At 48.5% G+C, this 24,742-nt stretch carries 23 protein-coding genes; 14 read left to right on the top strand and 9 right to left on the bottom strand.

Annotated elements, in window-relative coordinates:
• Positions 1–19: 19 nt before the first annotated feature.
• Both P364_RS0122740 and P364_RS0122735 read right to left on the bottom strand, forming a co-directional pair.
• The gene (locus P364_RS0122740; RefSeq protein ID WP_024632370.1) at positions 20–385 is read right to left on the bottom strand and encodes a type II toxin-antitoxin system HicB family antitoxin; all 366 of its coding nucleotides are present in this window, start codon (positions 383–385) and stop codon (positions 20–22) included.
• 45 nt (positions 386–430) lie between these two features.
• Entirely contained in the window at positions 431–655 is a 225-nt protein-coding gene (locus tag P364_RS0122735) for a type II toxin-antitoxin system HicA family toxin (RefSeq protein WP_024632369.1), read from the bottom strand.
• 382 nt (positions 656–1,037) lie between these two features.
• Here P364_RS0122735 and P364_RS0122730 point away from each other — a divergent pair, with 382 nt between their 5' ends.
• Both P364_RS0122730 and P364_RS0122725 read left to right on the top strand, forming a co-directional pair.
• A complete protein-coding gene (locus P364_RS0122730; protein ID WP_024632368.1) occupies positions 1,038–1,676 on the top strand; it encodes a pentapeptide repeat-containing protein in 639 nt (212 codons plus the stop codon).
• A 93-nt stretch (positions 1,677–1,769) separates the two neighbouring features.
• On the top strand, positions 1,770–2,375 hold the full coding sequence (locus P364_RS0122725) for a short chain dehydrogenase (RefSeq protein ID WP_024632367.1): 606 nt from the start codon (positions 1,770–1,772) through the stop codon (positions 2,373–2,375).
• Between the two features lie 251 nt (positions 2,376–2,626).
• Here the strand turns inward: P364_RS0122725 and P364_RS0122720 are convergent, their stop codons facing one another.
• Positions 2,627–3,487 (bottom strand): CYTH domain-containing protein, encoded by an 861-nt coding sequence (locus tag P364_RS0122720; RefSeq protein WP_024632366.1) that lies wholly within the window; start codon positions 3,485–3,487, stop codon positions 2,627–2,629.
• Positions 3,488–3,631: 144 nt separating this feature from the next.
• Positions 3,632–4,540: a LysR family transcriptional regulator gene (locus P364_RS0122715; protein ID WP_029881557.1), complete on the bottom strand. Its 909-nt coding sequence runs from the start codon at positions 4,538–4,540 to the stop codon at positions 3,632–3,634.
• A gap of 170 nt (positions 4,541–4,710) precedes the next feature.
• Between P364_RS0122715 and P364_RS0122710 the strand changes: the two genes are divergently transcribed.
• From P364_RS0122710 to P364_RS0122695, 4 genes are all read left to right on the top strand, one after another.
• Complete coding sequence (locus P364_RS0122710) at positions 4,711–5,727, top strand: ABC transporter ATP-binding protein (protein ID WP_024632364.1); 1,017 nt, start codon at positions 4,711–4,713, stop codon at positions 5,725–5,727.
• Between the two features lie 286 nt (positions 5,728–6,013).
• A complete protein-coding gene (locus P364_RS0122705; protein WP_024632363.1) occupies positions 6,014–7,090 on the top strand; it encodes an ABC transporter substrate-binding protein in 1,077 nt (358 codons plus the stop codon).
• A gap of 153 nt (positions 7,091–7,243) precedes the next feature.
• A complete protein-coding gene (locus tag P364_RS0122700) occupies positions 7,244–8,857 on the top strand; it encodes an ABC transporter permease (RefSeq protein WP_236642075.1) in 1,614 nt (537 codons plus the stop codon).
• Positions 8,854–10,416 carry an MBL fold metallo-hydrolase gene (locus tag P364_RS0122695; RefSeq protein ID WP_024632361.1) on the top strand — a complete coding sequence of 521 codons (1,563 nt, stop codon included), beginning with the start codon at positions 8,854–8,856 and terminating at the stop codon, positions 10,414–10,416. The genes P364_RS0122700 and P364_RS0122695 overlap by 4 nt, the downstream gene beginning before the upstream one ends.
• Positions 10,417–10,576: 160 nt before the next feature.
• Here the strand turns inward: P364_RS0122695 and P364_RS0122690 are convergent, their stop codons facing one another.
• The 3 genes from P364_RS0122690 to P364_RS0122680 are packed head-to-tail and all read right to left on the bottom strand — an operon-like array spanning position 10,577 to position 13,443.
• Complete coding sequence (locus P364_RS0122690) at positions 10,577–11,131, bottom strand: GerMN domain-containing protein (protein ID WP_024632360.1); 555 nt, start codon at positions 11,129–11,131, stop codon at positions 10,577–10,579.
• Positions 11,132–11,172: 41 nt separating this feature from the next.
• Positions 11,173–12,594, bottom strand: a complete 1,422-nt coding sequence (locus P364_RS0122685; protein WP_024632359.1) for an N-acetylmuramoyl-L-alanine amidase family protein — start codon at positions 12,592–12,594, stop codon at positions 11,173–11,175.
• 24 nt (positions 12,595–12,618) lie between these two features.
• Positions 12,619–13,443 carry a hypothetical protein gene (locus P364_RS0122680; protein WP_024632358.1) on the bottom strand — a complete coding sequence of 275 codons (825 nt, stop codon included), beginning with the start codon at positions 13,441–13,443 and terminating at the stop codon, positions 12,619–12,621.
• 297 nt (positions 13,444–13,740) lie between these two features.
• On the opposite strand from P364_RS0122680, the gene P364_RS0122675 reads away from it, so the two are divergent.
• On the top strand, positions 13,741–14,970 hold the full coding sequence (locus tag P364_RS0122675) for an anhydro-N-acetylmuramic acid kinase (RefSeq protein ID WP_029881225.1): 1,230 nt from the start codon (positions 13,741–13,743) through the stop codon (positions 14,968–14,970).
• Positions 14,971–15,093: 123 nt separating this feature from the next.
• Positions 15,094–15,933 carry a MurR/RpiR family transcriptional regulator gene (locus P364_RS0122670; RefSeq protein WP_024632356.1) on the top strand — a complete coding sequence of 280 codons (840 nt, stop codon included), beginning with the start codon at positions 15,094–15,096 and terminating at the stop codon, positions 15,931–15,933.
• Positions 15,934–16,079: 146 nt separating this feature from the next.
• Here P364_RS0122670 and murQ read toward each other — a convergent pair whose 3' ends face one another.
• Positions 16,080–16,985 (bottom strand): N-acetylmuramic acid 6-phosphate etherase, encoded by a 906-nt coding sequence (gene murQ / locus P364_RS0122665; RefSeq protein WP_024632355.1) that lies wholly within the window; start codon positions 16,983–16,985, stop codon positions 16,080–16,082.
• Between the two features lie 36 nt (positions 16,986–17,021).
• Positions 17,022–17,978 (bottom strand): N-acetylglucosamine kinase, encoded by a 957-nt coding sequence (locus tag P364_RS0122660; RefSeq protein ID WP_024632354.1) that lies wholly within the window; start codon positions 17,976–17,978, stop codon positions 17,022–17,024.
• Positions 17,979–18,339: 361 nt separating this feature from the next.
• Here P364_RS0122660 and P364_RS0122655 point away from each other — a divergent pair, with 361 nt between their 5' ends.
• The 6 genes from P364_RS0122655 (at position 18,340) to P364_RS0122630 (ending at position 24,682) form a co-directional block, all read left to right on the top strand.
• Positions 18,340–19,692 (top strand): ABC transporter substrate-binding protein, encoded by a 1,353-nt coding sequence (locus tag P364_RS0122655; RefSeq protein ID WP_024632353.1) that lies wholly within the window; start codon positions 18,340–18,342, stop codon positions 19,690–19,692.
• Positions 19,693–19,747: 55 nt separating this feature from the next.
• A complete protein-coding gene (locus P364_RS0122650; protein ID WP_024632352.1) occupies positions 19,748–20,671 on the top strand; it encodes a carbohydrate ABC transporter permease in 924 nt (307 codons plus the stop codon).
• A 44-nt stretch (positions 20,672–20,715) separates the two neighbouring features.
• Entirely contained in the window at positions 20,716–21,549 is an 834-nt protein-coding gene (locus tag P364_RS0122645) for a carbohydrate ABC transporter permease (RefSeq protein ID WP_024632351.1), read from the top strand.
• A gap of 49 nt (positions 21,550–21,598) precedes the next feature.
• Positions 21,599–22,708, top strand: a complete 1,110-nt coding sequence (locus P364_RS0122640; protein ID WP_024632350.1) for an ABC transporter ATP-binding protein — start codon at positions 21,599–21,601, stop codon at positions 22,706–22,708.
• Positions 22,709–22,805: 97 nt separating this feature from the next.
• Positions 22,806–23,516 (top strand): hypothetical protein, encoded by a 711-nt coding sequence (locus P364_RS0122635; protein WP_024632349.1) that lies wholly within the window; start codon positions 22,806–22,808, stop codon positions 23,514–23,516.
• Complete coding sequence (locus P364_RS0122630; protein ID WP_024632348.1) at positions 23,516–24,682, top strand: exo-beta-N-acetylmuramidase NamZ family protein; 1,167 nt, start codon at positions 23,516–23,518, stop codon at positions 24,680–24,682. The genes P364_RS0122635 and P364_RS0122630 overlap by 1 nt, the downstream gene beginning before the upstream one ends.
• The last annotated feature ends 60 nt before the right edge of the window (positions 24,683–24,742 follow it).

The following is a 24,742-nucleotide window of genomic DNA, read 5'->3' as shown; positions in this document are numbered from 1 at the left end:
GTTAACAGGGCATTTTTGTTTATCGGCTCAGTTTGTAAAGGCAATATTGATTTAACGAAACACTCTCCGCGGCTGCCCGTTCAACCAATTGCCGGTGCAGACTCTTTGGAACACGCAAATTGAATTTACCGCTGTACTCATCTTCCCCGATCGGTTCAGGAATGATGTCATCGTATTCCAGTTTTACTGCCAGGTATCCCTCCATAGCTTCCCGAACACTCTCGTATGCCTCAGCAAAGGAATCTCCATTACTTTGGCACCCATCTAATTCCGCAACAGTTGCGAAGAAATAATCACCGCTCTCGTCTTTAACGGGTCTGATTTGTATCGTATACGGGAGGGCCATGTAGTACGCTAAATCCTTCTTTTGGCTATGATTTGCCATTAATAATCGGCTAGGATATGATGAGAATTAAGGAAAGGGGAGGTGCTACTCCCCAATCCGGTCCAGTACGTCTTTGACGTATACCGCCTTAAGTGGTTGTTCCTTTTTGATAGTTATCAAGTCTCCTGCTTGGTTTCGGAAATGGAAGTGCGAGCCGTTGCTTCTCACTAATCCATAACCGTGATGCCGGAGTACCTTGGCAACTTCATCATATTGGATACCACTGGGGCGGTCTTTCATTTTTTGGACCAATTTTTCTATCCTAGCCATATCTCACCTCCTATTTATATAGTACCATATATAGTACTATTATTCAAGGGGTTTATGATTTAGGTTTGGAACAATCCAACTCTATTTTATTTTTAGCAGATGTGTTCCTTCTATTATAAAGGGGCAGTCATGGGGCAGTTGATTGTGTATTCAACGTTTGTACATGCTGTTCATGACTGCCAATAAGGTTTAAAAGCGAGAGTTCATCAATCTTTTGACTGTGTAAGACTATCGCGGAATAGGGTGAGAATCAGCCTTCCAAGCTAATAGCGTGGGTTCGATTCCCATCACCCGCTTCATGGTAACATCAAAGAGAGCTCTTGCTTACTGCAAGGGCTCTTTTTGATATAGTAATTTATATAAGAAAATAGTAGGAGGACTTATGAAAACTAAAATGGAAACGCCAAAGATTCCTCTGGAGCTTGAAGACTTATCGTTGGCTTTAGAAGCATGGGAGAGTAAAGAAGAAATCAAGCATGGGCGATTCAGTAATATGGCTATTGAGAATCAGAGCGCCAGCAGGGTATCATTCGATAAAGTGGTTTTTGAGAACGTGATCTTTAGTGAGTCCTCATTACCGGAAGTCGAGCTTACCGATGTGATTTTTGATAAATGTGATTTGTCCAATATGGACTTAAACGGCTCTTTCCTCCACCGGACGGAATTTAGAAACTGTAAGTTGCTTGGTACCAATTTTGCAAATAGCAGGCTCCAAAATGTAAGCTTTCAGGGTTGTGTCGCTGACCTTTCTTTATTCCGTTTCTCCAAGTTTAAACAGGTGAAGTACACCGAATGCTCTCTGGTGAGTGGCGATTTCTTTCAAGCTGCACCCCAAAAACTGGAGTTCTCTGAATGCAATATAGACCAAGCTCTTTTGTCAGGTGTAAAGCTTAAGGGAGTGGACCTTAGTGATTGTAGCTTTGAAAGGTTACATGTAGATATTGAGGATCTGGACGGATGCATCATTTCAGATTCTCAGGCAGCCTCTTTTGTTGGATTATTAGGCTTAATAGTGAAGTGAGTTTGATTATGTGAATGAACTTTGTTTAAATGAAGAGATCAATGAATGTACAATTTCAATTTCATGCTTTTACTGATGTAAAGGAGGCGTAGTATGAAAAGGGCTCTGGTTATTGGAGGAAATGGCACATTAGGCAAGGCGGTTGTTGCGAAGCTTCAGGAATATTCCGTTGAGGTAATTACAGCCGGCAGGCAATCCGGCGATTACCAGGTGGATATGACCTCGACAGAAAGTATTACAGCCCTCTTTGAAACGGTGACTAATATTGATTACGTCATTGTTGCAGCAGGCCAGACTCATTATGCGAAGTTGGAAGAACTGACCCCGGAGAACAACATGATTAGTGTGCAGGGCAAATTACTCGGTCAGGTGAATATCGTCTTGATTGGACAGCACTATATCAACGACAAGGGGAGTTTTACGCTGGTCAGTGGCATTATACAGGACCATCCCATTCTGAAAGGCGCATCCAGCGCTATGGTCAATGGAGCGATTGATTCATTTGCCAAAGCAGCAGCGTATGAGCTTCCTCGAGGTATACGTTTAAATTCCGTTAGCCCTAACCTGTTTGTTGAATCCGCAGAGAAATATAAGGGTGTGTTTATCGGATTTAATCCTGTGCCTGTGGAGCGGGTCGCCAATACGTTTATCCAGAGTGCACTCGGGATCGAAACCGCCCAAACCTTTAAAATATACTAATTGTAAAGCATAATAAATACAAAGGAGATCAGCAGAATATTCCTGCGATCTCCTTTTGTTTTGGATGAAATGGGATTTAGGCTCTAATGCCAAGCATATTATTGTATGTTTAAGCGATACGGTAAGAGAAGGGTAACGGCCATGATCTGTTTCTCTTCATTAAGAACATAGCCATGCCCATTTTCCCCGTTGCCCTTTAAGCCGCTAGAGGCAGTTACGTAGACTCATAAGGTATAGACAGCAACTACCAATTAGTATCTTTCCAGGATCAGCTGAGTTTTCAGACCATCGGCAGGAATGAGCCAGTTTTTGTTCTGAAGCACTTGCATCAGCTGGGTACGCAGTCCGGAAACAGCCGAAGTATCTGTTGTTTTAAACGAAATCTCTACAATATTCTCTACTCCTGTACCTGCTGCATTACGAATAGGCCATACTTCAAGGGTAAGTTCTTGTCCATTCCATGTTCCTTCATAACGTTGGAACGTTACTGGGCCGTAGGCACGGGATTGTGTGAGTTGTTGTTTACCCCAGTTGGAGGAGGACCAATTTTTTAATTTGCCAGGCAGCTTGTCCAATAACATGTTCAATGCTTCTTGCTGTGATGGAAGTTGTACGCCTGTAGCTTTGGTATCCACCTTTTTGGTGTTGGAGAAGCTCAATGTTTGTTTACCATATCCCCAGTCAATTTCAGCCTCATAATTATCGTCTGACGCATCAAATCCCTCTTGATTAGCCAGAGTCAGCGCCGCATTAACATCACCATTGATAACAGGATAACGCTTTTTATAAGTCAGTTCATAATTGTTCTTGTCATCTTTCTTCCGAAAACGGACGTTCCATCCCTGTTGATCAAGATTCAGCGCGTTGGTGTCGAAGTACTCTGCACTAATGTTTTTTGCTGTGGAACTTAAACCAAGCGTCTGAATGACTTCACTGCGTGGTGTCCCATCTGTGTTCAATACCAGCTCCGGCTTAGCCAGGAACTTCACTTCATAGGCAGGAACAGCATTAGCTGCTGCTGAAGCCTGTGGTGCTTCCAGAAACGTCAGTCCACTTCCCAATGTCACGATACTCAACATGAATGAGGCGGTTACCTTTTTCCATTTTTTCAAAACCAATCACTCCCTAGGCTGGATTAACGTACAGACCCACTTTATCGTCCGAGTATATGAAAGCGATTAAATGGAAGGACTCGTTGCGTTAACCCTGCATAGATTTGATGAATGCCAAGCGATAGTTTATATGGGATAGCAGGATTATGAATTGAAAAGAGAGAAGCTATGGCTCTTGTCCCGCAACACTTCTTTGAAGCGGTTAACTTGAACTGAAGGATGACGATCCTTGTTGTGAACGGTGTAAATGTGCCGTGGAGCCTGCTCTCCCGGAATGGGGAGCACCTTGATGAGCCCATGCTGTTCTTCCCACTGTACAGCCATTCGTGACATGAACGAGATATGACCGCCGAGTAAAACCAGCTGCTTGATTGCTTCCAGAGAATCCATCTCCACAGTGCTCCGTAGACGAATATCATGTTGCTCCAGCCATTGGTTGGTTAAACGGCGAGTGCTGGATTCATTCCCATGGAGCGCAAAAGGAACCTGTGCCATATGCTCGGGTTTCAGTACATCCCTCTGGGCCAAGACATGCTGTGGAGAGCAGATTAATACCAGATCGTCTTCACACAGCGTTTCTGCTTGCAATACCGGACCCACAAATGGTTCGGAAGAAATCACACCCAGATCAATCTGGTGGCGGATCAACATTTCGCGGATAACGGGTGAAGGCTTGACCGATAACATAATTCGAATACCGGGGAATTCCTGAGAAAATGTGTTCAAAATAGGTGGCAGCAGATACGTTGCAGGTACATAGCTCGCTCCAATGTGCAGGGTGCCCCGATACAGGCTGTCATATTCCTGTACCACTCTGCGTGCTTCCTGGGTCAGGGCATTGATTTTGACGGAATAATGTAAAAGGGCTTGTCCAGCCTCGGTCAGAAACGTCTTTCCACTACGCGATTCGAATAATCGTACCCCCATCTCTTCCTCCAGAGACTTCATATGAAAGGTAACAGTAGGCTGCTTGATGCCGAGAACCTCGGCCACACTGGTCATATGATGATGCTTATCAATGAGTTCAACAATTTGCAGTTTAATCAGGTTCAACGAACTCAACACTCCTCTCAGGTAACTTTGAATCACCTTATATAGATTTAATCTATGAACATCAACAGAATTCATCTAAAAAGTTAATTCCAATTTTACATTTCTAACATACAACTCGCGAAAGCGGACGTTAGACTGAGAACAGTACAAGAAGACAGGCAGGGATGCTTATGAAAATGGAAATTACGGGAATTCAAAAATCATTCAATCGTACTCCCGCACTGCTGCCCACGGATTTAACGCTTCAGCATGGACAGTTTACGACGCTGCTTGGCCCATCCGGCTGTGGCAAAACGACGTTGTTACGCATGCTGGCGGGGCTGGAGCAGCCGGATGCGGGAGAAATCGTCGCGGATGGCAAGAGTTTCTACTCTGCGACGAAGCGAATAGATGTACCGACACATAAGCGTAATCTGGGCATGGTGTTTCAGGATTTTGCATTATGGCCGCATATGACGGTGTACGAAAATGTGGCGTTCGGCCTGAAGGCCGGAAAGCAGAAGTCTGATCTGCGCCAGAAGGTGACCGAAGCACTTGGTATGGTTCGCCTGCAAGGCATGGAGGACCGCTATCCTCATCAGCTGTCGGGAGGACAGCAGCAGCGGGTTGCTTTTGCCAGAGCGGTAGCGGTGAGACCGGGGATTATCCTGTTCGATGAGCCGCTAAGTGCACTGGATGCCGTGCTGCGAGAAGAGATGCGGATTGAGATGATGTCATTGGTGCGGGATATGGGACTGACCGCGCTGTACGTCACCCATGATCAGGTTGAGGCGATGTCGATGTCGGATGAGATTGTGGTGATGGAGAAGGGGCGGATATTGCAAAAAGGAACCCCGGAAACGATCTACGGATCGCCAAGCGATCCCTTTGTTGCTTCGTTTATCGGAAAGTCCAACTGGCTTACGCCCAATCAGTCCATGGTGAGACCGGAACATGTCTCCTGGAACAAAACAGGTCATGATGATCTGTGTTATCAGGCAGTGGTGCTCAGCGTCAGTTATGTAGGAGAACGTTATGAAATTCGGGTGCAGATGGAAGGGCTGGGGGTATGGACAGCCTATCTGGATCAAAGAGTGCGTGTAGGGGAGAAGATTCAGCTCTATGTATCCCCGGAGCGGATCTGCCGAATGAATGGGGAAGACACTCCTAAAGTGAAGCCGAGAGAGTTCATCGCAGCAGCTAACTGATCATGATGAGTATAAAGGTCACGGATCAGGAAATGGGCCATGAAGAGGATCATATCATTAAGTAATGAAACGGATTATCAAGGAAGTGTAACTTCTAGAAAGTGAATTATGAAGGAAACGTACCTTCCTGAGATCACATCACCGTTCAGTCTCATAAAGAGAGGCATGTGTTGGTGTCAATAGCAATTAAACAAACATAGCGACCATAGCGTAAACAGCGTATACAGCGTGAGTTTGCAGAAACTTGAATAAAAATATAATCAGAAACCAAGGGAGATGGAATGAAATGTTGGGTATGAAAACACGGAAAAGAAGCGCGATGCTGTTATTATCAGCGGTAATGAGTATCAGTTTGTTTGGATGCAGCACAGGTAATTCAACCACCGGGAATGCGGGTCAAGCTGCAGGGGAAGGCAGTACGGCTACTGCATCGGCGGAAACGACAAAACCAGCCGGCGGCAAGCTGGTATTGTACAGTGCAGGGCCACAGAAGCTGGCGGATAATATCATCAGCGGATTTACAGCCAAGACGGGCATTGAAGTGGAGATGTTCCAGGGTACAACAGGTAAAATTCTGGCTCGCATGGAAGCTGAGAAATCCAATCCCGTAGCGGACGTCGTTATCCTGGCCTCCCTGCCTTCGGCACAAGCACTGAAAGCGGATGGCCTGACGCTCCCGTATGCAGATGCCGAGAATGCAGACAAGCTGAACAAGGATTGGTCGGATGCTGAAGGTAACTATTTTAGCGCCAGTGCTTCTGCGCTCGGAATTGTCTACAACACCAAGCTGGTGTCCACGCCACCAACCAGTTGGGCGGAACTTGCAACACCTGCCTGGAAGGACCTAGTCAACATCCCGGATCCTACGCTGTCTGGTTCGGCGCTGGACTTCATTACAGGATACCTGAGTGCGAACGGAGATAAGGGCTGGGACTTGCTGGACAGCTACAAAGCAAATGGTGTAGCGATGGCAGGAGCGAATCAGGAAGCGCTTGATCCGGTTATTACCGGAGCGAAAAGCATCGTAGCAGCTGGTGTGGATTACATGGCGTATTCCTCCAAAGCCAAAGGTGAACCACTGGACATCGTATATCCAGAGGAAGGGACTGTAATCAGTCCGAGACCAGCAGCGATCCTGAAATCAAGTAAGAATGTAGAGAATGCCAAGGCGTTTATCGATTACCTGTTGTCCGATGAAGCACAGAAGCTCGTTGCAGATGCTTACCTGATTCCGGGACGTGAAGACATCGAAGCGACTAACCGGGCGAATCTGAAAGACATCCCGCAGCTTAAAGTAGATTGGAACTGGATGAGTGAACACGGAGATGAGACAGCGGCACGTTTCTCCGAGACTTTTAAATAAGCAGAGTAAAATGACGAGCAAATCGAGCAACTAGAGTGAAGAGACGATTGTCTTGTGGAAGTCATGTGAGGTGAAATCGTAGTGAAACCTGTTGTAGTAGACAACAACCGTATTTTTCGGAGAGTGGGCGTGATTCTGGCCCTCTTTCTGCTAATGATAAGCATTGGTGTACCGCTCTTGCTAATTTTCTGGCAAAGTGTGTATCCGGACGGGCAATGGGATTGGATGGCTCCGATTCGGACCATTACCGGACAGCATTTATCCGGGGTGCTGCTGAATTCCGTATGGTTGGGGATCTGCGTGGTGGCTGTAACAACGCTGCTGGCATTGCCACTGGCCTGGATGATGGCGAAGACCCGCATGGGACAGCATCGCTGGGTGGACGTAATCCTCATGATTCCGTTCATGACACCGCCGTATATCGGCTCTATGGGCTGGATTCTGTTTATGCAAAAAGGGGGATACCTGCAGCAATGGGTCCCCTCCTCTGCAAGCTGGAGTGAGCTGTTCTTCAGCTTCTGGGGCATGGTGCTCATTATGAGTCTGCACCTGTTCCCCTTCCTGTACCTGTTGCTTCGGGATGCCATCATTCGTATTGGAGGCAATCTGGAAGAAGCGGGAGCGGTGCACGGGGGACGTGCGGGATACCGATTCAGACGCATTATTTTACCACTGCTGTTGTCTTCCTATGGCATGGGGATCATGCTCGTCTTTGTCAAAACGATCGCAGAATTCGGAACGCCAGCAACCTTCGGACGCAAGATTGGCTATTATGTCATGACCTCCGAAATTCACAAGTATATCTCCAGTTGGCCGATTGATTTTGGCAAGGCAACTTCGCTTGCTTCCGTGCTGCTGTCGGTCTGTCTGGTGATGTGGTACATGCAGTCTGCGATGAGTCGCAAGTTCACATACCGTCTGGTAGGGGGCAAAGGGCAGCGTTCCAAACGGTACTCCCTACGCGGCGGAGCGGGCTGGTTGTGCGGGTTGTATCTCGCGTTGCTGCTAATTCTGTCAGTGGGCATTCCGTATTTCTCCATTATTGCGGCGTCGACGATGAAGCTGCGTGGGGCGGGATTGTCCTTCGATAATCTGACGCTGGATCATTACCGGGAATTACTATCCTGGGGATCGGTCAGTATGAAAGCAATCGGGAACAGTCTGGGACTGTCACTGGCAGCTTCGACAGTTGCGGTTATTATCGGTACAGGTTTTGCACTGACGATTGGTAAGTCATCTTCCTTTATGCAGCGTGTCATTGATCTGTTCAGTCTGCTGCCAAATACGGTACCGGGCATTGTCATGGTGGTGGGTCTGATCCTCTTCTGGAATTCACCATGGATGCCGTTCACGTTGTACAACTCGTACGGAATGGTTGTTCTGACGTATGTGGTGCTCTTCTTGCCGTACACGGTGCAGTATGTCAAATCAAGCTTCACCCAGATTGACGGAACGTTATTCCAAGCGGGTCAGGTCTTTGGCGGAACGCCGCTGTATATTCTGCGGCGCATTCTTCTACCACTGATCATTCCCGGCATGCTGGCCGGGTGGATGATGACATTCACGATTGCCACTCGGGAACTGGTAGGGTCGCTGTTGATTTTACCTCCATCGATGCAGACCTCGGCTACGTATATTTTTGCACAGTTTGAACAAGGTCAGGTCTCATTGGGGATGGCGATGGCCGTGGTTACTGTCGGCATGACGGTACTGATGCTGCTTGGTATTGAAGTTCTGAATTCGAAGAGAAAGTGGAATGCATCATGATCAAACTGAAGGTATGGGGCGGTGCAGGGGAACATGGACGTTCCGCCTATCTGCTGAGTGGGAGCCGGGTTCAGCTTTTACTGGATTGTGGAGTGAAAAAAGAAGGAGCCGGCGAATACCCGCTGATCGAACCGGAAATTGTTAAGAAGCTGGATGTAGTGCTGTTGTCTCACGCCCATGAGGATCATTCTGTCGCTATTCCCTTGCTCTATAGACTGGGGTATCAGGGCGAAGTATGGACGACGCGGGAAACCAGGGAGCAGCTGGACACCTATTTCAGAGCTTGGCGCAGGAATATGGAGCGAGCAGGGCATGCCCTGCCTTACGAAGAAGGCGATGAACAATTGATTCGGTATCGGTTTTTGGAGGATGAAGCCGAGGGTGGAACCTGGTTTGAACTTTTCCCTGGCGTCTCGGCGGTCTGGGGGCGCAGTGGACACCTTGCAGGATCGGTATGGTTCGGACTGGAAATGGAAGATAAGCGGATATTTTATTCCGGCGACTACACGTCGGAGTCCATGCTTTTGCAGGAGGATTGTCCAGCCGATGCGTTCTGGCAGGCAAGGTTACCACGTAACAAGCGGGGCCTTGATGCTTCAGTTACTACACGTTGGAAGCTGGGTACACTAACCGCCGTGAATGGTGGGCATGCTGTGGCAGGAGAGCCATCCGCATCGCGTACCTTGGCCTCTGCTTTATCCGAAGGGGTGTTGCGATCATCGGTATCAGCAGGAAGGTTTGTAGAGCAACGGCTTGGCAATTCCACATCGAAGGAAGCAGAAGTGACCAAAGCATCTCCAATTAGCCTGCTGGATTTGGCGATTGTGGATGCCGCATATGGTACAGATCGCGATACACAGGGCAACAAGCTGGAGCAACTGGAGCTTGTCATCCGTGAGACGATTGCCCGGGGTGGAAAGGTGCTGATGCCTATGCCTTCGGTGGGTCGTGGTCAGGAAATCATGCTGTGGGCACAGCAGCAGTTCCCGGACGTTCCGATTGTAGTGGAACAAGGCTTGGTGGATGGACTAAAGCAGCTTTTACGTGCTCCATACTGGTTAAAGGAAGAGGAAGAACACATACCGGGTGCTGTGAAGGATGCGATTGGGCGTTTTCTGAGTGGTCAAGGTTGGGAGCTGCCTGTGACAAAGGAAGAACGAGAGCGGCTACTGAATCACCATGCTGCTTCTTTGTGGTTCATTCCGGACGGGATGATGCAGTCCTCTCTTGCTCGCTGGTACTATAGCCAGTTTGCGGACGGTGGAAATAATCTGGTGCTGCTCACTGGACATGTCTCTGCTGGCACGTACGCTCATAGGCTTTTGCAGAATCCTGCAAAGTATGGCGCGTGCGAAGTACGTAAAATACGTTATAAGGTACACCAGGGCTGGAAGGATGTTGAGAGAATGCTGCACCAGGTTCCTGCAAGGCATACGGTGCTTGTGCATGCGGATCGGGCAGAGACGGATAAACTGAGAGAAGGCTTACTCAGCGAAAAATGGGTCTCGGGGAAGGAAATACTGCATTCGCTATCTCCCGGAGATGAGCTGTATCTGTAGATAGGAATTTTATAAGGATTGGATCTATGTAGGGCGTCCCTGGAGACGCCTTTTTGAATGTTGATTTTTATAAAAATAAAAATGCATGATGAGAAATTATGCTTCTCATCATGCAAGGGAGATGATTCAAGGAGAGAATCATCCGGTGTCTTTTTTAAAATTAGGATTGGCGCTGAATAGGGTGCTCCAGCTCTGAATGGCCCATCAAGCTGTCCAGGGCTTCACCGTCCACCAGGATATCAATACTTTCTACTTCATCATATTGAAACATCGTCTGGGTCAGTGCATCCAATGCAAGCAGTTCGCCACTGGTTCCCAATTTGGCCTCATCCGGGATATGAACATCCAGAGTGACTTTGCCCTCGCCGTACTGTATGGAGAGCAATTCGACCTTCTCCCAGAGGGATACAAGCTCCGAATCAGTATTGTTTTGTAAAGCTTCAAATGTTTTTTTGTATTTCTCGGAATCGTCCTTATATTCAATTTCCTGCTCTTTTTTCTCCAGTTCCAGTACCTGTGAATCTGCGAAATACACATCAACCGCTTGTGTGTTCATTGTGCCCAGGTCCACCTTGGTTTCGGATGGGTTTGGTGACTGTCCCCCCTGAACAGCAGGTTCAGCCGATCCGGATTCACTGACTGGCTTCTGAGCACAACCAATGCCAACAATCATGAAGAAGGATAAGACGAGTGCACATCCCAATTTCGTTTTCAATGGATCACATCCTCTAGCGTATTTACATTATGTTCTATCCTTTAATTTATACCCAGGTATTCCTTAATCCCATCTGCTATCGCTTGAGCGGCTTTCATCTGAACGACATCGGATGACATTAGTTCTTCATCCAGAACATTACTCAGGAATCCCACTTCCAAAAGTACTGCAGGCATGGTCGTGTCTCTGATCACTTCCAAGTTACCATTTTTCACACCACGGTCTTTGAGCCCCATGGCTTTAACCAAACGCTGGTGAATGATATTGGCTAATTCTTTGCTGCTACTGCGTTGGTAGTAGAACGTCTCCGTACCTGTCGCCTGGGGTGAGGACTCCACATTATTGCCATGGATAGATACAAATACATCCGCGTTTAATTGATTGGCGAGCTGAACACGCTCCGGGCGGGTGGGATAAGTATCACCGTCACGAGTCATCACCAATTCGATATCCGGCTCATTGAGAAGCAGTGCTTGTACTTTGAGAGCCAATGCCAGGTTATATTCTTTCTCGGGTTTGTTGGTGATACTGGTTGAACCTGGATCTTTACCACCATGGCCTGGGTCGATGACAACGACCTTGCGTCCTGAATTGCCTACAGGAGTTACAGGAACAGATGTGACATTATCTCCCGAAACATTTAGATCAATAATCAGTTTATCGGCAATCAGGTTCTGGCTGTATTGGACATCCTTCACATGATTCAATTCTACGACAATTCGGACTTGCCCAGGGTCTTGTTTAAAAAGAGAATATCTAACTTCCGTTATATTGGGGTATGCGTCCACATCCAATTTGCCATTCATGTTTTGATTCAAAGGTTGTGATAGATCACCAAACACTGCTCCGGGCAGATCCACGACCAGACGATCGGGGTTCTTCAAAGTTGTCATCACGGGTTTGGATTGACCATCCATAGACACGACGAGCTGATTGTTAGCAAATTGGATATCCGTAACATGGGTTAGCGATGTTGGGCTACCGTTTCCTGAACCATTCCCCGGTTCATCTGTGGGCTGCTTACTGGTGTCGGTGTTGATTAAGTATACAATCTTTTCCTTGTTGTTCCATTTCACGTTGAGTCCCATTTGTTCACTGACAAATCGAATGGGTACCACCATGGTGTTATTCAAAATGAGTGGGGCTGTGTTCAGGGTGACCTGCTTGTCCGCAACCATGGCTTGCTTTTGATCAACGGTTAAAGAAATCGTCTTGTCATTTTGCTGGATCTTTACATTACGTGCATTTTGATTCCAATCCACTTTGAATTTCAAGTTTTCGGCAACGACACGAATGGGAATCATCACATTCTTATTTACAATGGTCACCTGAACGTCACTTGGGAGGATTAATTCCTCGCCGTCCAAGAAGATTTTCGACGTGCTTGCAGCGGCGTTTCCCTGGCTAGGGAGTAAAGCTAGAAAAAACAGGCTCAAAAACAGGAGTAAAATCGTTTTTTTCATTATGCACCTCTACTATTTAGATCGTTACTGTGTTGGATACTTATCCAGCTTAAACCATTCAGCAAACTCATTACGACTGATTTTCTTAACGGGCTTCACCTTGTTACTCTCTAAGCTATACCTATAAAGTATCATTTGATCAGATGGGTACTCACTGATGTAATCTAGTGTTTTTCCGTTTTTTTGCCACAGAATCAGATTGGTACTAATATAATTGGTTGCTCTGGGTAGGTATATAAGGCTCTCTTTCTGAACATTGTAGATGGCTAGTGAGCTCTTGGAGGGATCTCCGTAAGAAAAGGCTATCTGATCCTCGTGGGGTGCCCAGTTATAAGTGGCAATGGTTTCTATGTTTTTCTTGCCTGCTTTTTTCAATCGGTCATTTAATTCCGTCACTTCACCCGTTTGAAGGTTAAGCAGCATCAGAGTGTTTCCTGCGCTACGTTTTGCATTTATAGCAAGCCATGTATTGGAGTTGGAGGCAACAACACTTGAGATATCGAGCCAATTATCCTCCAAATCACTCGTTTCGATCGTATGTTTCTGGCTCCCCTTGGTGACGACAATGGATTGAATTACGTTTTGTTCAAATGTGGGCTTACCTTCCAACTTCACTGTAGTAGCGGTTAAAGTAATACTTCCTCCTTTCCAGATGATTTTGTTTGCACTGTTATTCTTTTTAAATGGTTTGATGCTTGCATAGATGGAAGGAGTTACAGAAGTCGCATCAACGGAATGTTGTGAAATTAGTTCTGGCGCGGCAGGTTTGGCACCAACAACGGATGACGATGTAGTCGTCAATCCCCCCAGTAATAGGACCGTTGAAAACCAAATAGCAGCGTTGTTCATCTTGGTATCTCCTTCCGCTTGTGACGGTTTCTAATCCTCAAAATGTCCATTCCAAAATATACCTTCATTATATAAACGGTAAAATTGTAAAAATGTTTCTTTTTTGATCGTTATTTATCTATTTTTATTTATTGAAAGCATGTCGTGAGGATTCCAGTTCAGACAAAGACTAGCTATGGTGGGAAGTGTGTAATTTAATTTCATTAAATATTTGACTTGTGAAATTTTATATCATATACTGGGTGAAATTATGGCAGGATGACGTGTTCATCGGGTCTGGCGGGAGGTTGTGAATGGATGGATACAGGCAGCTATCCGATGTGGGAGCAATATCGCTTGAAACGGGAGCATTACATCATTGGATTGATGTCAGGCACGTCCCTCGACGGGACGGATGCGGCATTGGTGAGGATTCTGACAGATGACAGCGGGGCATTGCAAAAGATCGATCTGGTTGACTTCGTCTGCGTACCGTACTCCAATGAATTGAGAGAAGTGCTGATTCGACTATGCTCACCGGAGACGGCACGCGTGGATGAGCTGACGGCTGCACATTTTGGTGTATCGGAGTGGTATGCACACAGTGTCAGTGAGCTTATTCGATCTTCAGGAATCTCATCCGGGCAGGTGGATGCGATCAGCATGCATGGGCAGACCGTATGGCACGCACCTGTTGCTTCGGATTTTCCGGGGCCAACTGGCGGGAGCCTTCCCGTGGTGTCCACGCTCCAGATTGGCGAATGCGCCGTCGTACGTGAACGAACGGGCCTGCCAGTGATCGGTAATCTGCGGGCACGGGATATGGCGGCTGGTGGGGAGGGAGCGCCTCTCACTCCTTACGCCGATGCGTTAATGTTTCGTAGCCCAACGGAAGGGCGGCTGGTACAAAATATCGGCGGCATTGGCAACGTCACGGTGCTCCCGGCAGCGTCATCTGCCGAAGGTATCTCGGCTTTTGATACGGGACCCGGGAATATGGTAATGGACGCGATTGTACGTCAGGCGACAGGTGGGCGGCAGCATTATGATCCGAATGGAAGCATGGCCGCACAAGGGACATGTGATCAGGGTCTGGTGGATCTGTGTTTGGACGATAATTATTTCAAAAGGCTCCCTCCCAAAAGCACGGGACGTGAAGTGTACGGTGCGGCATATGCAGCGCGCCTGATGGAGATGGCTGCTGCGCGTTCCTTATCCTTGGAAGATACGCTGGCTACCGCCACCTGTCTAACTGCGGAGACGATCGTGCGGGCAGTGGAGGATTTTATCCTGCCGAAGGTGCAAATATCGGCCATGCTGGCTTGCGGAGGCGGCACTTCCAATGCCACGTTAATGGAGATGATCCGTCAGCGACTACCGGGAGGCATTCGTTTGGAACGTACCGCGGATTATGGCATACCGGATGATGCCCGCGAAGCGATCGGATTTGCCCTCCTTGGCCATGAGGCACTTATGGGCAGAACCAACACACTCCCGGCAGTAACCGGCGCGAAACATGCAGTAATATCGGGCAATCTGACACTGTAGTGAGTCCTTGTTTTCGAATGATTTGGCTATGCAAGAGCGTTTAACCGATTAGACTCCATTGCAATTATAGGATAAAATGCTTGTACATGAAGGCAGTACGGAAAGGGGGAGCGGATGGAAGGCATGAAGGGTGGACTTGTACGTTTACGCGCATTAATGGATGACTTGACTCCATCGGAACGGAAGATCGGGGCTTATATTCTCGATCATCCCCAAGAAACGGTTCAGTCCTCGGTGGCACAGCTGTCTGAACGGAGCGGTGGCAGCCCGGCTGCCATTATCCGTCTCTGCAAATCACTGGGTGTAACGGGTTTTCAGGAGCTGAAGCTGAAAATTGCCGGAGATTTGCAGACAGGTGAACAATATCAATATACGGAGATTCGTCCCCAGGACTCCATGGAGAGCATTATTCAGCATGTGTCCGCAAACAATATTCAATCGGTGAAGGATACAGTTCATATTTTGGACCCGCGTCTGGTGGAACAGGCGGTGGATGTGCTTCATCGGGCGAAACGAATCTTTTTCTACGGGGTGGGGGCCTCCAACCTGATTGCGCTGGATGCACACTACAAGTTCATGCGAATCAATCGTACAAGCTTTTCGTTCGCCGATCCGCATATGCAGATTTCGTCCGCAACGACGCTTCGCGAAGATGATGCGGTGGTATGTATCTCGTATTCAGGGGAGACTTCGAACGTGATCTCCTGTCTGAAGCATGCTCGTGAAGGCGGCGCTGCAACGATTAGCATTACCAAGTGGGGCAGCAATACGCTCAGCAGTCTGGCGGATGTACCCCTGATGATTACTTCCACCGAAAGCGATATCCGGAGCGGAGCAACGTCGTCACGCATTGCACAGCTGAACGTCATCGACATTTTGTATCTGGCGATTGCCAGCCGCGACTACAACCAGACGGTGGAATATTTGGAGAAGAGCCGGCAGGCTATTTTGGAGCATAAGTGAATTTGAACGATTTGAATCCCTTTCTGTTTATACAGGAGGGGTTTTTTTGACGGATGATATCCGCTTGTAGTATGAAAAATCAAAAAAAGAGCCCGGACACCTATGTCGGACTCTTTCAACTTCAAGGGCTATGCGCCCTGCATGGTTCAGGAAGGCCCCTTAATGGCGCTGCGGACGAATCCGTCAGCCAGATCCAGTCTGCGCTGAGCTTCCACGGCGTCCACGCCTGCCATCAGCATAACGATTGCCGTTTTCACATGACCGTCTGCGCCGGCAAAAGCCTGTTCAATGTCCGCTTCGTTCGCTCCGGTTGCCAGATGGATCATGCGTTTGGCCCGATGGACAAGCTTTTCGTTGGAAGGGTTCAGATCGACCATGAAATTGCGGTACACCTTGCCTAGACGAATCATGGCGGTAGTGGTCAGCATGTTCAGAATCATCTTCTGGGCGCTGCCTGCCTTCATGCGTGTTGACCCCATGACAACCTCCGGGCCGACAACAGCCTCAATGCTTACATCAGCCAAAAGGGTCATTGGCGTACCTGCGTTGTTACTCAGGCTGATCACAGTAGCTCCGATCTCCTTGGCGTGTCTCATCGCACCCAGCACATATGGCGTTCGCCCACTGGCTGCGATACCAACCACGACATCGTTTTCGCCTATTCCATGCTCATCCAGGTCTGCAGCCCCCAATTCCTCGCTATCCTCAGCACCTTCCACCGGGTCCTTCACTGCCCGAAATCCCCCTGCAATAATACCCTGTACCATGGAGGGAGGGGTTCCGTAGGTAGGCGGGCATTCCGAAGCGTCAAGTATGCCCAATCGCCCACTGGTGCCTGCACCTACATAGAACAGCCTGCCACCGGACTGAAATGCCTCCAAGATTCGGTCCGCCGCTTGGGCAATGACCGGGATCAGGGGCTGAATCAGCTCCGCAATCCGTTGATCTTCCTTATTAATCAGTTCCATAATTTCTGCTGAGGGCAATTCATCTATATGATCCGTTAGTGGATTGGGTTGTTCCGTTAATAATGAGTTCAGCATGTGGTTCATCCGTATGGCCTCCTTCTCTCTTTTAAAATGATTCTTTCAATCTTTCAAGGAACAGCGTCTTCTTGCCAGTTGTGCTGCACCTACCGCTGGAGCAGTGGCATCTTCACGATATACAAAGTCCAATTCTTCATAATATCCTGACAGCTTCTGGATAAATGTATCTCGGAAAAGCGCAGCGTATCGGAATAGTGATCCGGACAGGACAATCTGAGTGGTTGCAAATTCGGGATGACGGGCAATCAGTGCTTTTGCCGTAATTGCCAATTGTCCGGCTTCCTCGATGATCAGCGCCCGGGCAGCCTCATCCCCGGATTCAGCAGCTTCTATAGCAAGACGGGCGATGGATGCGGTCTCGGTTTTGCCCCAGTCGGATTGATACACCCGTGCCTTTAGCTCCGATATATCCCGAAGGTTCAGCTTCTTTATAAGAAGCGGAGTTAAACCGGTTGGAGGAAGAACGCCGTCATAGCTCTGCATGACCACTTGCAGTGCACGTTGTCCAATGCGATAGCCACTCCCCTCATCTCCGAGCAGATGACCCCAGCCCCCTGCCCGGTATCGTTCTCCTTCCAGCGTAAAACCGTACACGATAGACCCTGTTCCAGAGATGCACAATACACCGTGAGTATGTCCGACAGAGGCCATCAGGGCGATCTCTCCTTCGGATACAACCCAGACTGGACAGGCATCTGATTTGTGTCGATTACTGTTCTTCATATAATTATTTACTGCGTCGGCTATAAGTTGCCGTTCTTGGATCGTATCCACACCTGACATGCCGAGGCATATACCTTCACAATTTGTCGATAAATCACTTACTAGATTAAATAGCTGTTCCAGCACTCGTTGCAATTCAGAAAGGGCCTGTTCAGGTGGTACGCTGTGAGGGTTTGTGGGACCGCCGCTGAGCCGGGCAAGAATTTCCCCAAATTCAGAAATGATTGCTGCATCAGTATTGGTACCGCCTCCATCTACGCCGACATATACTCGCAAAGTGGCTCACCTCGCTTGCTTGAGTTTTCTTTTTACATAGTATAGAGGCATAAAAAGAAAAAGTAAAATTAAATTTTAGAATAAAAAATAATGTTGAATTTTTATTTCATAGCTCATATAATGAATTCAATCTACAATTTTGGAAGGAATTAATACTGTTAATGTCAACTAAGTTGACGTTAATATTGCATTTAAGAGATTAATCCTGCGTACGTTCAGGTCTAATCCATAAGGGAGGTGCATTTTCCTTACTGCCACGCTCATTAGTCAGTTATGCCGTTTAAGGATGGATGATTTCAAAAGGGGTAGCATGGTTAGGCAATGCAATAATCGGGAGACGACACGCGAAGGAGATGAAGGGATGAAAAAGAAGGGTCTGGTATGGGCAATGTTGTTGATGATGGTCTGGGTTACTGCCTGCGGGAATAGCGGTGGTGCTGCTTCAGATGATCCCAATGCGGAAGATACGGTGACGGTATGGACTTATCCGGTGCATGGGACGTATGAAGATGAACTGAAAGATCTGATCGTTGATTTCAATAAAGAACACCCGAACATTACCGTGAAGACGGAAATGCTCTCCTGGGCGGAAGGGCCCAAAAAATTCGATGTCGCTCTGAACGCGGGCAATCCGCCGGATCTTTACTTTCATAGTGTAGATGGCACATATGTAAATACGGGCTTGGCACTTGAGTTGGATAGCTACCTGACACCTGAGATCAAGGATGACTATCTGCCGGGTACGCTTGAATTGGGCCAGATCCAAGGGAAGCAGTACGGATTGCCGTTGTATCAATTCCAATGGGCATGGGGTGGCAACAAACGCATTCTGGAGGAAGCGGGTATTGACTGGAAATCCATTCAGCAAAATGGCTGGACTTGGTCCGAATTCAACGCTGCCGCAGCCAAGCTGACGAAAACGCTGGATGGCGGGGCTAAACAGTATGCACTGGTGACCGACGGAACCTCGCTTGATTTCATTGAAATGCTGTCCCGAAATAACGGCATGATTGACGTTCTCGCCAAAGACGGCACGTTCCAATGGAATGATGGACGCATTCTGGATACGCTCTCTTTTATCAAAAACCTGATGGATCAAGGTTATATGCCGAAGGAAACGGCAGCTCTTGCTCCGGCAAAACGGACGGATATGTTCTACGCGGGTGAAACGGCAATCATCTCCAAAGCGATTCCTTATTATGATGTCATGATTCAGAACCGCAACAAGGATATTGATGACGGAAAGGTACAAGGGGAGAAAATTGATTTTGTCCTGCTGCCTGTACCGCATAACGACGATCAACCTGCGGCAGCAACGATGGGCGGCGAAGGGTACGTAGCTTTCAAACAGAAGAAGGATAAGGGCGAACAGCATGCCCAAAATACATTCCTCGTGATGGAGGCGCTTAGTGGTGCCAAAGCAGGAAACTCGGCCAATGAACTGGCGCTGCCATTCGTAAGACAATCCCAGGTGGATCTGTTTAAAGGAAAAGAGCTTGGTCAACCGGATAATCTGGCTGCTGCGAAAGTAATGGCAGAGAATATTGCCATGCCGGTTGTACTGGAACTGGATATCGACAAAGCATCACAGCAAAAACAATTCAAGGAACAGGTTGTGAAGCCTAACATTCAGGCGCTGTTCTCGGGTGAGAAAACACCGGAGCAGATCGCAGAAGACTTCAAGAACAAAGGCCAGCAGATGTTTGGACAATAACTCTGACCATATAACATAACGCAAAACCACACTGATTAGGAGAGGAGGATTCGCCATGCAGACCGCCCTTGCGCCAAAACCGTCTGTACCCCGGACTTCCCGGGTTGCCCGGTTTTGGCGAGACTACGGGTGGGCGTATTTGTTCATTTTGGCGCCTGTCCTGCTGTTTCTCATTTTCACACTGTATCCTGTCCTGACGGCTCTCGTGATGAGCTTCCAGAAATACAACATCATGAATTCGACGTGGGTTGGATTGGATAACTACGAGCGACTGGTGAAGGATGAGACGTTCTGGAAGTCGATTAAGAACACACTTATCTTTACTGTGGGTACGGTACCGGTCAACATTCTTATTACATTTGTGCTGTCCTACTTCATCTTCCAGATGAAAAGCAAGTGGCAGACTTTTTTCAAAGCAACGTTGTACTTGCCTGCGGTAGCATCGGGGGTAACCATCTCCATCGTATGGCTGGCGATCTTTGACCCGACGGATTCGGGACTGCTGAACCGCTTCCTCGGCCTATTCGGCCTTGATCCGGTAATCTGGCTGGGTCAATCAGGTACGGCACTCTTTTCACTCATTCTGATGAACTGGCTCGGATCGCACGGCGCGGGTATCATTCTGTATCTGGCAGCCATGGGCGGTATTCCGAAATCGCTGTACGAAGCGGCGGATATTGATCATGCCAGCGGCTGGACCCAGTTCAGCAAGATTACATGGCCGCTGCTCAAACCAACGACGCTGTATCTGCTTGTGACGGGTGTGATTACGTCCTTCCAGGTGTTCATCTCGGTATATCTGATGACACAGGGTGGACCGAACTTTGCGACAACGACGATTGCTTATCTGGTATACGAGACGGCATTCAAATTTTATGAATTCGGATTGGCTTCTGCACAGTCGTTCGTATTGGCAATCATCATCATTGTCATCTCCATCATCCAGTTCAAATATTTCTCCAGCGATATTGAGTACTAAGCTTTAAGCACGTTGCATTAAGCATCCGGGGGTGAATGAAATCCATGAAATCAACACAGAAAAAGACACTGCTTGTCGTTGCATCCATTCTGCTGGTGGCCTGGGCGCTGGTGACGGTCATTCCGATGTACTGGATGCTCGTCGGCTCGGTGCAGGATAGCGCGATGTCGGCTTCTTTTAGACCGCAGATGATTCCGGAGCAGTTGTCGTTATCACCGTATGAGCGTTTTTTTGCCAAAACCGATGCCTGGCGCTGGCTATATAACTCGCTGCTGATCGCAATCATTCTGACCGTGACGAATGTGTTCTTTGCCTCCCTGGCGGGATATGCGTTCGCCAAACTGAAATTTCCGGGAAGTCAGGCGGTATTCTGGACCCTGTTGGGTACGATGATGATTCCTGCACAGGTAACGCTGATTCCTTTGTACATTCTGATGGTCAACGTGTTTGACCTGGGGGATACGTATACGGCCATTATTCTGCCTGCTGCCGTCAGCGTGGGCAATATCTTCTTGATGAAACAGTTCATGTCAACACTGCCTACATCGCTGATTCATGCGGCACGTATTGATGCATGCAGCGAGTTTGGCATCTTCTGGAAAGTGATTCTACCAATGGCAAAGCCGGGGATCGCGGTACTGGCGATTTTCACGTTTGTCGCTTCATGGAACGAATTTTTCTGGCCATTCCTGATTACCAATTCCAACGAGATGCGGACCGTTCAGGTGGGGCTGGCCTCGTTCGTATTTGCCGAATCAACGGACTTCGGCGCAATGATGGCAGGGGCAACGATTGGCGCGCTGCCGATGATTATTCTGTTTTTCTCGCTGCAACGCTACTTTTTACAGGGTATTACCATCGGTGCAGTTAAAGGTTAAGGTGAACGTTTAGTTCAGGACAAGCGACAACGTAAAGGGGGATCTACCTATGGCACGCGTGGAGTTTCGCCAAGTGCGCAAAGAATTCAAAGACGATCATAAAGGAACGTTCACGGCTGTGGCCGGTTCGGACTTTGTTATAGAAGATAAGGAATTCGTGGTTTTTGTGGGTCCTTCGGGCTGTGGCAAGACAACGTCATTGCGGATGATTGCGGGACTGGAAAAACAGACGAGTGGAGACATTGTCATCGGGGAACGGGTTGTGAACGATCTGCATCCGAAGGATCGCGATATCGCGATGGTATTTCAGGATTATGCGCTGTATCCACATATGACGATCCGCGAAAATCTGTCTTTTGGCCTGAAAAACCTCAAAAAGCCAAAATCCTATATTGATGAACAGGTACAGAACGCGGCCTCTATTCTGGGGCTGGAAGCGATGCTGGAGCGCAAACCGCGCGAGCTGTCCGGTGGTCAGCGTCAGCGTGTGGCGGTGGGTCGGGCGATCGTCCGTGATCCGCAGGTATTCCTGTTCGACGAACCGCTCTCCAATCTGGATGCCAAGCTGCGGGTGCAAATGCGGGTAGAATTGGGCGAGCTGCATAAGCGGCTCGGTGCCACAATTGTATACGTCACGCATGATCAGGTAGAGGCCATGACATTGGGGGAGCGCATCGTAGTTATGAATCATGGAGATATTCAGCAGGTGGCTTCACCGAAAGAACTGTATGCGAGTCCGCGTAATATGTTTGTTGCCGGATTCATCGGTTCCCCGGCGATGAACTTCATTGATGCCCGGATTGAAGGCACGCAGGTTGTCGTGGATGGGGCATCATTCACCTTGCCAGAGGATGTAATCGCTCGTCTTCAGAGCTATCAGGGCAAGCCGGTAATTATGGGTCTGCGTCCAGAACATATTTTTGGTGACGATGTTGCTCCGAATATTCCGACAGACCATATGCTGCAGGCGCGGGTTCAAGTCGTGGAGCATCTGGGCTCCGAGAATCTGGTGTATTTCCATTCCGGTGCCCGTACCGTTACAGCCAAGGTTCACCCGGAAACACATGCTTATGTAGGAATGGACAAATATTTTGTGCTGGACCTACGTAAGGCCCACTTTTTTGACCCGGAGACAGAACTGGCGATTGGACGGGAGTAAGCTATATCAGCTGAATGTTTCGCTTCTTCGGATTGGTTCTGCCTTCTCCGTTATCGTGTAAATGTTTAGTCCAATTTATATAGAAGGGAGAATAAAAATGCGTAAGCTGAGTGAAGTGTTGGTCAAGTCTGGGGCGGAAATCTATCGGGATATTATTCCGGTAGCCCTGTACAGTGTTGTCAGCTCCATCATAATGGTGCCCATTCTGATGTTTGCTCCGCTGCCGATCGCGGTGCTGCTTTTGGCCGTGATTTATATGCCAATCCTGTTCGGCGTCAGTTATGCCGTGCATCACAGGCTGGAACGCAAGGAACGCCGCAATGGGCTCAAGGATATCTGGAACGGAACGAAGAAGGGATTCATCCCGGGAGGGGCAGTAGGTGTGCTTTTCGCGGTGCTTGGCTTCATTCTGTGGTCAACCTGGTGGTATTACGGCGGACAGGGCGGGATTACAGGTACAGCGGTGAGCATGTTCCAAACGTTCTTCGTGCTCATGGCGCTGATGTCACAGTTCTATACGTGGCAGCTCGTTTTGCAAAAGAACATGGGCATCATTCAGGCGATGGGGGAAAGTGTGAAGTTATTCTTCCGTCATCCGGGGTACACGATGGGAGCCTGTTTTCAGGCGCTGTGTCTGACGGCTCTGCTGATGCTGACGGTTGTTGGATACGGGGCACTGTTCGCGGGCATGTTTGCCATCTACCAGCATAAGGTCGCCCTTAATGTACTGGAACCCGAAGAGGAACCAGCTACATCTGGCGGCAATGACCACCAGCATACAGGGTGGATCAGCCAGGGGAATGTGTAATGGGCGTCAGAACTGGAGTTGATCTTCTGTCGGGAGGACTCTCCCACCCATGGTTAACGGACTCACGAATTGGCCTGATAACGAATCCGACCGGAATTACCGCGGATTTTATCTCGACAGTGGATGTTTGTGCCGGGTTGTCCGGTGTCGAGCTGACAGCACTCTATGCTTGTGAGCACGGGCTGGATGGTGAGCTTCAGGCTGGTGTCCGATTTGGGGATACGATGCATTCAAGTTTAGGTATTCCGGTGTTCAGCCTTTATGGGGAACATAAGAAACCCACGCCTGCAATGCTGGCTGGTGTTGATACCGTATTGTATGACATTCAGGATGTGGGTGTCCGGTATTACACCTATGCATCGACCTTGTTTCACATGATGCAGGCCTGTGCTGAAACGGGCAAACGACTGCTCGTGCTGGACCGTCCCAATCCGTTGGGCGGGGATGCGGTGGAAGGCGGCGTGCTGAGCGCGGGCTATGAATCGCTCGTTGGAGCTTGGCGTGTCCCCGTCCGCACCGGGTTGACGGTCGGTGAGTTGGCCCTGCTGGTGAACATTGAGATGGAGGTGCCCTGCGAACTGGATGTAATTATGATGGCAGGCTGGCAGCGCTCTATGGAGTTTACAGACTGTGATTTGCCCTGGATGCTGCCTTCTCCCAATATGCCTACACTGGACAGTGTGCGGGTGTATGCAGGTACATGTCTGTTTGAAGGTACCAATGTTTCTGAGGGCAGAGGTACGACTCGCCCATTCGAGTGGATTGGAGCACCGTGGGTAGATGGTGAACAGCTGGCGGAACGTTTTCGTGATTACCACTTGGAGGGAGTGCATGTGCACCCCGTGTACATGTCGCCGACCTTTTCCAAACATGCAGGAGAGTTGTGCGGGGGTGTAAGGATATTCGTAACGGACAGCAGCACATTCCAAGCGGTAGATACAGGGCTGATCCTTTTGCATGAACTGGCTTCGCTTTATCCAGAGCAATTTCAATGGTTGGAGCCTCCACAGTCAGGTTCCCGATATTTTATTGATTTGCTGACCGGAGGCAGGGAAGTTAGGGAAATCATTCATGACCGGGAGAAAGTAATTGGCTTAATTAAATCGTGGAGAGTTCAAGCAGAGGAATGGAAGGAGCGGCGGAAGCCGTTTTTGCTATATCCATAAAAGTAAGGTCCATGGGAAGGATATCTTGTAATGAATCATGGATGCTTGTCATTGGGAGGG

It is taken from the genome of Paenibacillus sp. MAEPY2 (genome assembly GCF_000499205.1).
In the GTDB taxonomy this organism is placed as follows: Bacteria; Bacillota; Bacilli; order Paenibacillales; family Paenibacillaceae; genus Paenibacillus; species Paenibacillus vandeheii.
The sequence above is the reverse complement of the archived record's forward strand: the minus strand, read 5'-3'. Positions and strand labels throughout refer to the sequence as shown.

Bases quoted from the DNA above. Each gene is read 5' to 3' on its own strand.
- P364_RS0122650 (WP_024632352.1), top strand. From the start codon at position 19,748: ATGCAGACCGCCCTTGCGCCAAAACCGTCTGTACCCCGGACTTCCCGG.
- P364_RS0122640 (WP_024632350.1), top strand. From the start codon at position 21,599: ATGGCACGCGTGGAGTTTCGCCAAGTGCGCAAAGAATTCAAAGACGAT.
- P364_RS0122695 (WP_024632361.1), top strand. From the start codon at position 8,854: ATGATCAAACTGAAGGTATGGGGCGGTGCAGGGGAACATGGACGTTCC.
- P364_RS0122725 (WP_024632367.1), top strand. From the start codon at position 1,770: ATGAAAAGGGCTCTGGTTATTGGAGGAAATGGCACATTAGGCAAGGCG.
- murQ (WP_024632355.1), bottom strand. From the start codon at position 16,985: ATGAACCACATGCTGAACTCATTATTAACGGAACAACCCAATCCACTA.
- P364_RS0122645 (WP_024632351.1), top strand. From the start codon at position 20,716: ATGAAATCAACACAGAAAAAGACACTGCTTGTCGTTGCATCCATTCTG.
- P364_RS0122730 (WP_024632368.1), top strand. From the start codon at position 1,038: ATGAAAACTAAAATGGAAACGCCAAAGATTCCTCTGGAGCTTGAAGAC.
- P364_RS0122740 (WP_024632370.1), bottom strand. From the start codon at position 385: ATGGCAAATCATAGCCAAAAGAAGGATTTAGCGTACTACATGGCCCTC.
- P364_RS0122735 (WP_024632369.1), bottom strand. From the start codon at position 655: ATGGCTAGGATAGAAAAATTGGTCCAAAAAATGAAAGACCGCCCCAGT.
- P364_RS0122630 (WP_024632348.1), top strand. From the start codon at position 23,516: ATGGGCGTCAGAACTGGAGTTGATCTTCTGTCGGGAGGACTCTCCCAC.
- P364_RS0122710 (WP_024632364.1), top strand. From the start codon at position 4,711: ATGAAAATGGAAATTACGGGAATTCAAAAATCATTCAATCGTACTCCC.
- P364_RS0122705 (WP_024632363.1), top strand. From the start codon at position 6,014: ATGTTGGGTATGAAAACACGGAAAAGAAGCGCGATGCTGTTATTATCA.
- P364_RS0122685 (WP_024632359.1), bottom strand. From the start codon at position 12,594: ATGAAAAAAACGATTTTACTCCTGTTTTTGAGCCTGTTTTTTCTAGCT.
- P364_RS0122675 (WP_029881225.1), top strand. From the start codon at position 13,741: ATGGATACAGGCAGCTATCCGATGTGGGAGCAATATCGCTTGAAACGG.
- P364_RS0122700 (WP_236642075.1), top strand. From the start codon at position 7,244: ATGATAAGCATTGGTGTACCGCTCTTGCTAATTTTCTGGCAAAGTGTG.
- P364_RS0122655 (WP_024632353.1), top strand. From the start codon at position 18,340: ATGAAAAAGAAGGGTCTGGTATGGGCAATGTTGTTGATGATGGTCTGG.
- P364_RS0122635 (WP_024632349.1), top strand. From the start codon at position 22,806: ATGCGTAAGCTGAGTGAAGTGTTGGTCAAGTCTGGGGCGGAAATCTAT.
- P364_RS0122670 (WP_024632356.1), top strand. From the start codon at position 15,094: ATGAAGGGTGGACTTGTACGTTTACGCGCATTAATGGATGACTTGACT.
- P364_RS0122680 (WP_024632358.1), bottom strand. From the start codon at position 13,443: ATGAACAACGCTGCTATTTGGTTTTCAACGGTCCTATTACTGGGGGGA.